Below are 7,034 nucleotides of genomic sequence, written 5' to 3' on the forward strand. Positions count from 1 at the left end.
AGTTTTCATGTATTTGAACCACACTTGTGTAGGGGCGCAAGGCCTTGCACCCCTACACAAGTGTGGTCTATTTACTTGAAAATAGCTGTAATTTGTAATTTTGCCTTGCAGTATTATTTAAATGTCTGCAATCAACCTTGATTTATTGCGCTTGGCTCCATGTAGATAATTTCCCAAATGTGGCCATCTAAGTCAGCAAATCCATGTCCATACATAAAACCGTGATCTTGCGGTTCATTGTAGGTTGTTCCACCAGCAGCGACAGCCTTGCGAATCATTTCATCAACTTGTTCTCGGCTATCAGAAGATAAACACACAAGCACTTCTGTGCTTTTTGTGGCATCACAAATTTCTTTGGGAGTAAAGGTCTTAAACTTTTCATGGTTCAAGAGCATGACGAAAATGTTTTCGGACACAATCATACAGGTGGTAGTTTCGTCAGTGAATTGAGAATTAAACTCAAAGCCGAGTTGAGTAAAGAACTCGATCGATTGATTGAGGTTTTGAACTGGCAGATTAACAAAAATTTGAGTACTCATGAGTTCTTCTTTGGAATTATTTCACAGTAAAGGATCGGCGAAAAAGCGCTGAGGTTTTACTCTAGGGAAGACGCCTATAAGTGCCTCCCCACAAGTCAAGGAGTTTTCTGGCAGTTGACCATCCAGGGAATGCCGAATCGATCGACCAACATACCAAAGCGGACAGACCAAAAGGTTTGATCGATCGGCATTTTCACTTTTCCGTTTTCTGCTAAGGTATGAAAGATGCGTTCTGCCTCCGCTGGCTCGTCAACGCTGATTTGCACGGAAAAGCCTTGGGGTGTTTCAAAATACCCAGGCGGACTATCAGACCCCATCAAGAGGCGATCGCCCAGATCGAGGCAGACGTGCATGATTTTGTCATGCCATTCGGCAGGTATATGCTCGGCTGAGGGTGCATCCCCGTGGGTCATCATCATGACAATTTTGCCACCAAGACAGTGTTCGTAGAACTTGAACGCGGCTTCACAGTTACCGTTGAACATAAGATAAGGATTGGGTTTCATGGCGTTGACTCAGTAGATTAGCCTATGGGTTGAGCGTGAATACAGCTTGAGAAGTCTCTGGATCGAATGGAACCGAGAGATGTTCGTGTAATATCTGCCATTCGCCTTGATTTTTCTGGCAGACAGCGGTGACGCGCATCCAGGTCTGCATTGCTGGATGGTCTTGGCTTCCTGTGAAGCGAAATAGCCAGTGTGCAACCGCTAAGTCTTCGCTGACGGTAATTTTGAGGTCTCGTGTTTCAATCTCAAAGGTGTCGGGGAAGTAAGGCAAACATTCTTTCCACACTTGACGCCAAGCATCTTTTCCTTGGGTTTGGAAAGGAGGTTTAACATCGAAGACGATAATCTCGTTGGCATAGTGGGACATGATTTGCTCAACATCCTTGGCGCAGATAGCGCGTTGTTGCTCGGCAATTAGTTGGCGAATCTGAACTTCATTAGTGGCGATCGCGTTTTTGGTTGTCATCGTCATCTCTCCTTTTGGGTTGAGGTTGAGTGCAGTTACGAATTCTCTGGCAAACCTGCAACTTCAATCACAGGTCGAATTTCAACAGTGCCGACGTGCGCGCCTGGAATCCGCGCGGCGATCGCGATCGCTTCGTCGAGATCCTGAGCATTAATCAGAAAAAAACCGCCTAATTGTTCGCGAGTTTCTGCAAACGGCCCGTCAGTTATTAATGGTTTGCCCTCGCGCACCCGAACGCTGGTTGCAGTTGCCACAGGGTGGAGTGGGGCGGTTGCGAGATACTGCCCCTTCGAGTTGAGTTGTTGTGCCAGTTGCGCGGATTCTACATAACAATGTTCCCGTTCAGTTTGGCTCAGGGCATTTTCCTCCAGGTAAATCAGCAGCAAATATTTCATCAGGTTGCCTCCTTTATTTCCCGTTGTTACTTCCCTTTGTTAGTAAGTCGAACGGTGCTGACTCAAATCGACACTCCACCAAAAATTTTTATCGTTTAGTACGATCTGGGTATACCTCCCTTGTTTCCCTTTGTTAGTACAGTCGAACGGTGCTATCTCAAATCGACACCTCGCCAAAAATTTTTATCGAAGAAAAGAGAAAAACTGCCCCCTGCCCCCTGCCTCTTGCCTCCTGCCCCCTGCCTCCTACCCCCTGCCTCCTGCCCCCTGCCTCCTGCCCCCTGCCTCCTACCCCCTGCCTCCTTCAATTCAGGTATGATCCCAAACGCAAAAACAGACGTAAACCAAGCGATCGCCTCCCTTTATCAGGCTGAATGGGGGCGGATCGTCGCCATCCTCATCCGCTTGGTGGGAGATTTCGATGTGGCTGAAGAAGCAGCACAGGAAGCCTTTATCGCTGCCGTGAATCAATGGCAGTCTAGCGGCGTGCCCGATCTCCCCCGTGCGTGGATCGTCAAAACAGCCCGATACAAAGCCATCGATCGCCTCCGACGGCGGACACGGCTGACGGAAAAATTGGAATGGTACGCCGCCTCCGGGTTAATCCCAACCCGCGAGGAGCCAACTTACGATACAGACGAAATTCCAGACGATCGACTGCGGCTGATCTTTACTTGCTGCCACCCAGCACTGGCGATCGAGGCACAGGTTGCTTTGACGCTGCGGTTGCTGGGCGGACTTGAAACAGATGAAATTGCGCGGGCGTTTCTCGTGCCCACGGCAACGATGGCGCAACGACTGGTACGCGCCAAACGCAAGATTCGGGATGCAGGTATTCCCTATAAAGTGCCGGACACAACCGATCTGTCTGTGCGAGTAGACGCAGTGCTGACGGCGATCTATTTGATTTTCAATGAGGGCTACGCGACGACTAGGGGCGAGACGATGATGAGGGCTGACCTCTGCACAGAAGCGATTCGGCTGGGTCGTCTCCTGAGGACGTTGATGGCACCCCAACCGCCCTCAGAAGTGACTGCACTTTTGGCGCTGATGTTGCTGCACGACTCCCGACGCGATGCCCGTTTGGATGAGGCAGGCGATCTGGTGTTGCTCGAAGATCAGGATCGTAGTCGCTGGAATCAACAGCAGATTGCTGAGGCGCTACCGCTCGTTGAAGAGGCATTGCGGGGCGAAATTGGTTCGTTTGCAGTGCAAGCAGCGATCGCAGCACTACATTGTCAGGCAGCACAAGCAAAAGAAACGGACTGGTTACAAATTGTTCGCCTCTACGATTTACTCGAACGCTTGCAGCCCTCACCGATTGTTTCGCTGAATCGGGCGGTGGCGATCTCAATGATAGAAAGTCCTCAGACGGCTCTCGGACTGATTGATGGGCTTGCCCCTCAACTTAATGACTATCATCTATTTCACGCCACCCGTGCCGAGATGCTGCGCCGCATCGGAGCCTCAGCATCAGCCGCAGAGAGCTACGCGATCGCGCTCATGCTGGTTACTAATGACAGCGAACGTCGCTTTCTGGAACGTCGGCTGCGCGAAGTTCAGCCTTAAAGATAAGGGAATTTTACCAAGAAGCGATCGCAGAGTAGAGATATAGGTAGGTTGGCGTAAATAATTATTGTTGGGCTAAAGCAGGGGGCAGGGGGCAGGGGGCAGGGGGAGAATGAGTTTGAGTCTTATTTACTTTTCTTTACACAGTTTGGTTTTATTGCACCGACTTACTTAGAATTCCTATATTTATTATATATTTATGCGTTTTAACCTGGTTCTTCGTTCAGGTTCAAATACTAGACTCTAACATTACTGTAAGGAGCAATCAGAATGGCTACTATCAACGGTACTATCTATAACAACACTCTATCAGGTGGGGCAGGTAATGACGTTATCTTTGGCAATAGTGGAGACGATAAGCTGTACGGCTTGTCTGGCAACGATCGGCTGTACGGTGAGTATGGCAACGATACTCTCTCTGGCAGGTATGGCAACGATACCCTCTCTGGCAGGTATGGCAACGACCTGCTAGATGGTGGTGAGGACAACGACCTGCTAGATGGTGGTGAGGACAACGACACGCTATACGGTGGTGTTGGCAGCGATACGCTGTATGGTGGTGTTGGCAACGATAGGGTGTACGGTGGTGCTGGCAACGACACGCTATACGGTGGTGCTGGCAGCGACATTCTATTAGGTGCGGCAGGTAATGACGTTATCTTGGGCAATATTGGAAACGATAAGCTGTATGGTGAGGATGGCAACGATCGGCTGTACGGTGAGTATGGCAACGATACTCTCTCTGGCAGGTATGGCAACGATACCCTCTCTGGCAGGTATGGCAACGACCTGCTAGATGGTGGTGAGGACAACGACCTGCTAGATGGTGGTGAGGACAACGACAGGCTGTACGGTAGTGCTGGCAACGATACGCTGTACGGTGGTGTTGGCAGCGATACGCTGTACGGTGGGATAGGCAGCGACGTTCTAAGAGGTGGAGCGGGTGCTGACATTTTCCTTTATGATCTCCTCGACTCCTATCCAGACTTCAACGCGCTTGAAGGAGACAAATACATATTCGGGAGTACCCCAGGTCTTATTTAGCGAGCAAAGATTAATCCATAGGCGATCGCTATTTATCCAAGGATGATTGTTCAGAACCTGAAACGAGGTATTTTCGTTCATGCACAGAATGATTCGTTAGTACAGTGCGTAAGTCCTAGTTTTATTGCACCGACTTACTTATACATAGGACTTACGCAAAATTATGAAAAAACGAACCGCAAAGGACACAAAGGACACGAAGTCAAGAAGGTTTCAGAGAGTTCTTGCGTAAGTCCTGATACAAATCTAAAGACTTTATTAAATAGCTACCCAGGTAAAAAATGGGTAGTTCTCCGCTATCTTTAAGCAAGCGATTCAGGGATAATTATTTCTATAGAAAAGCGCCAGCAAAAATTTTAGGCTGGCATTTAATAAACCGTATATAAAGCAAAGCCCTGAACTTTTATCAGGGCTTTTTAAATCTAAGCAGAGCGATCGCAGCCTTTTAAATCTGATTATTTCGTGGAAGCGATCGATTATTTATATAGTAGTGCTAGTACTAAAACGACTGATGGCTAGACTGGGGAAATTGATGCTGCGGGAAAACCGTGATTTTCATGTCATTCAAAAAATAGAAGCTGCTTTGCGTGAGTATTCTTTCCTTGGTCAAGGCATTTGCATTTTAGCCTCAACCACTCTACAAAAATTGCTCTATAAATAATCTACATAATAAACTACGATAAAGCTATCGGAATAGTGCTTTTAAAGATTATGAGCAACACTAAAAAAGTTAGTGACGACTTGAGCGCTGCTCCCCAACTAAATTCTGAGGAGTTAAAACAGGCAGCCCAAGAGGGATTTAAGTCAGTGCTAAACCTGCGTTCTCCCGATGAAGCAGGTTTTCTCAGCGACGAACAGCAGCAAGCTGAAGCGGCTGGACTGCAATATGCTAATGTGCCATTAAAGCCTTCAGAAGCAAATCAAGAGCAAACAGAGTTAGCAATTCAGGAAATTGAGAACTTACCCAAACCAATTTTAATTCACTGTGCTGCTGGAGCAAGGGCTGGTGGTATCGCCTTGATTGCCAATGCGATTAGTGAAGGTCTGACTTATGAGGAAATTAGTCAGAAAGCTCTTGAGCTTGGTTTAAATTTAGAACAACCCCACCTCAAGCAATTCCTACTTGAAAAGTATATTGCCAAGCAAAAATGACTAACTCAGCACCAAGTCGTTTGGGTGAACTCGCCAACCTGTTTTTTAAATTGGGCGTTATCGGCTTTGGGGGCCCGGTTGCCCATATTGCCATGATTGAAGATGAAGTAGTTAAGCGGCGTCAATGGTTGACAAGGGAGCATTTTCTAGATTTGTTGGGTGCAACTAACCTAATTCCTGGGCCAAATTCCACAGAAATGGCTATCCACATAGGATACATCTATGCAGGATGGCTGGGGCTGATTGTGTCAGGCGTTTGTTTTGTCTTGCCTGCGGTTCTAATTACTGGTGGGTTTGCTTGGGTTTATGTTGCCTACGGTACTCTACCCCAAATTACTCCTTTGCTTTATGGGATTAAACCGGCCGTTTTAGCAATCATCATCAATGCCCTGTGGGGCTTGGCCAAAAAGGCTGTGAAAACTCGCCAATTACTAGTAATCGCTTTCGCTGTGGCATTGCTAACATTGTTATTCAAATTAAATGAAGTAATAGCCCTATTAATTGGGGGATTGCTGGGTATGGTTTGGTTACATTCTGGCGAAAAAAACGATAAACCAGGAGATAAAGCCAACTTTCTGATTGCTAGTCTCAGTACAGGTGTAACTTTGAAAGCATCGGCTGTACTTGCTACATCGGTAGCGGCTGCATCTACTGTAGCCAATGTTTCTTTATGGCAATTGGGTTGGTTTTTTCTTAAAGTCGGTAGTGTCTTGTTTGGTGGTGGCTACCTTTTGGTGGCTTTTCTGCAAGGGGGATTAGTTCAAGAATACGGCTGGCTGACACAACAGCAGTTATTAGATGCGATCGCAATTGGTCAATTTACCCCTGGGCCAGTACTTTCCACTGCTACCTTTATCGGTTATGTGATTGCTGGCATACCTGGCGCAATTGTTGCCACAATCGGAATTTTTCTACCTTCTTTTGTTTTTGTTGCTGCCCTGAATCCTCTAATTCCACGCTTACGAGCTTCTTCTTGGACTAGAGCATTTTTGGATGCTGTGAATGTTAGTGCTGTAGCCTTAATGGTTGTGACTACTCTACAACTGGGGACAGCAACTTTAACATTACCACAAGCCCCATTTGTAGATTTTCTCGGTTTGGCGATCGCGATCGTCTGTGCCATTTTAGCCATTCACTTTCGCATCAATGCTGCATGGTTAGTCTTTGGTAGCGCCTTCATTGGATGGGGTGCTTCACTCTTGGGCTACACTCGATGAAATTGCAAGTATAGCAAGGGACTGGGGACTGGGTGAAAAGCCTTTTTGTGTCTAAGTTTTATCGTCTGTTGATGTCCTAACCACCTTGACTGTTGCTATATCCCTCTTCTGTCACTTTCCGACATAAGCAAGTAGTAAATAACTGA

The 7,034-nt window shown here is 47.1% G+C and carries 9 protein-coding genes and 1 pseudogene; 6 read left to right on the forward strand and 4 right to left on the reverse strand.

The annotated features are described in order from the left end of the window. Window positions 1-131: 131 nt before the first annotated feature. From RMX89_RS21490 to RMX89_RS21505, 4 genes are all read right to left on the reverse strand, one after another. The gene (locus tag RMX89_RS21490) at window positions 132-539 is read right to left on the reverse strand and encodes a VOC family protein (protein WP_322690365.1); all 408 of its coding nucleotides are present in this window, start codon (window positions 537-539) and stop codon (window positions 132-134) included. Between the two features lie 95 nt (window positions 540-634). Beyond that, window positions 635-1,024, reverse strand: coding sequence for a VOC family protein (locus RMX89_RS21495; RefSeq protein ID WP_322690366.1), 390 nt, complete (start codon window positions 1,022-1,024; stop codon window positions 635-637). A gap of 43 nt (window positions 1,025-1,067) precedes the next feature. Then, on the reverse strand, window positions 1,068-1,511 hold the full coding sequence (locus RMX89_RS21500; protein WP_322690367.1) for a YybH family protein: 444 nt from the start codon (window positions 1,509-1,511) through the stop codon (window positions 1,068-1,070). A 35-nt stretch (window positions 1,512-1,546) separates the two neighbouring features. Then, window positions 1,547-1,906, reverse strand: a complete 360-nt coding sequence (locus RMX89_RS21505; RefSeq protein WP_322690368.1) for a YciI family protein — start codon at window positions 1,904-1,906, stop codon at window positions 1,547-1,549. A 315-nt stretch (window positions 1,907-2,221) separates the two neighbouring features. Between RMX89_RS21505 and RMX89_RS21510 the strand changes: the two are divergent. From RMX89_RS21510 to chrA, 6 genes and pseudogenes are all read left to right on the forward strand, one after another. Then, window positions 2,222-2,674: pseudogene (locus RMX89_RS21510) on the forward strand (sigma factor); the annotation flags it as partial. 3 nt (window positions 2,675-2,677) lie between these two features. After that, the gene (locus tag RMX89_RS21515; RefSeq protein ID WP_322690373.1) at window positions 2,678-3,475 is read left to right on the forward strand and encodes an RNA polymerase sigma factor; all 798 of its coding nucleotides are present in this window, start codon (window positions 2,678-2,680) and stop codon (window positions 3,473-3,475) included. 270 nt (window positions 3,476-3,745) lie between these two features. Further along, entirely contained in the window at window positions 3,746-4,519 is a 774-nt protein-coding gene (locus RMX89_RS21520) for a calcium-binding protein (RefSeq protein WP_322690369.1), read from the forward strand. 511 nt (window positions 4,520-5,030) lie between these two features. Continuing rightward, complete coding sequence (locus RMX89_RS21525; RefSeq protein WP_322690370.1) at window positions 5,031-5,180, forward strand: hypothetical protein; 150 nt, start codon at window positions 5,031-5,033, stop codon at window positions 5,178-5,180. Between the two features lie 50 nt (window positions 5,181-5,230). Beyond that, on the forward strand, window positions 5,231-5,671 hold the full coding sequence (locus RMX89_RS21530; protein WP_322674473.1) for a beta-lactamase hydrolase domain-containing protein: 441 nt from the start codon (window positions 5,231-5,233) through the stop codon (window positions 5,669-5,671). Then, the gene (gene chrA / locus RMX89_RS21535; protein WP_322690371.1) at window positions 5,668-6,888 is read left to right on the forward strand and encodes a chromate efflux transporter; all 1,221 of its coding nucleotides are present in this window, start codon (window positions 5,668-5,670) and stop codon (window positions 6,886-6,888) included. The genes RMX89_RS21530 and chrA overlap by 4 nt, the downstream gene beginning before the upstream one ends. The last annotated feature ends 146 nt before the right edge of the window (window positions 6,889-7,034 follow it).

It is taken from the genome of Nostoc sp. DedSLP04 (assembly GCF_034530775.1).
Taxonomy (GTDB): Bacteria; Cyanobacteriota; Cyanobacteriia; order Cyanobacteriales; family Nostocaceae; genus Nostoc.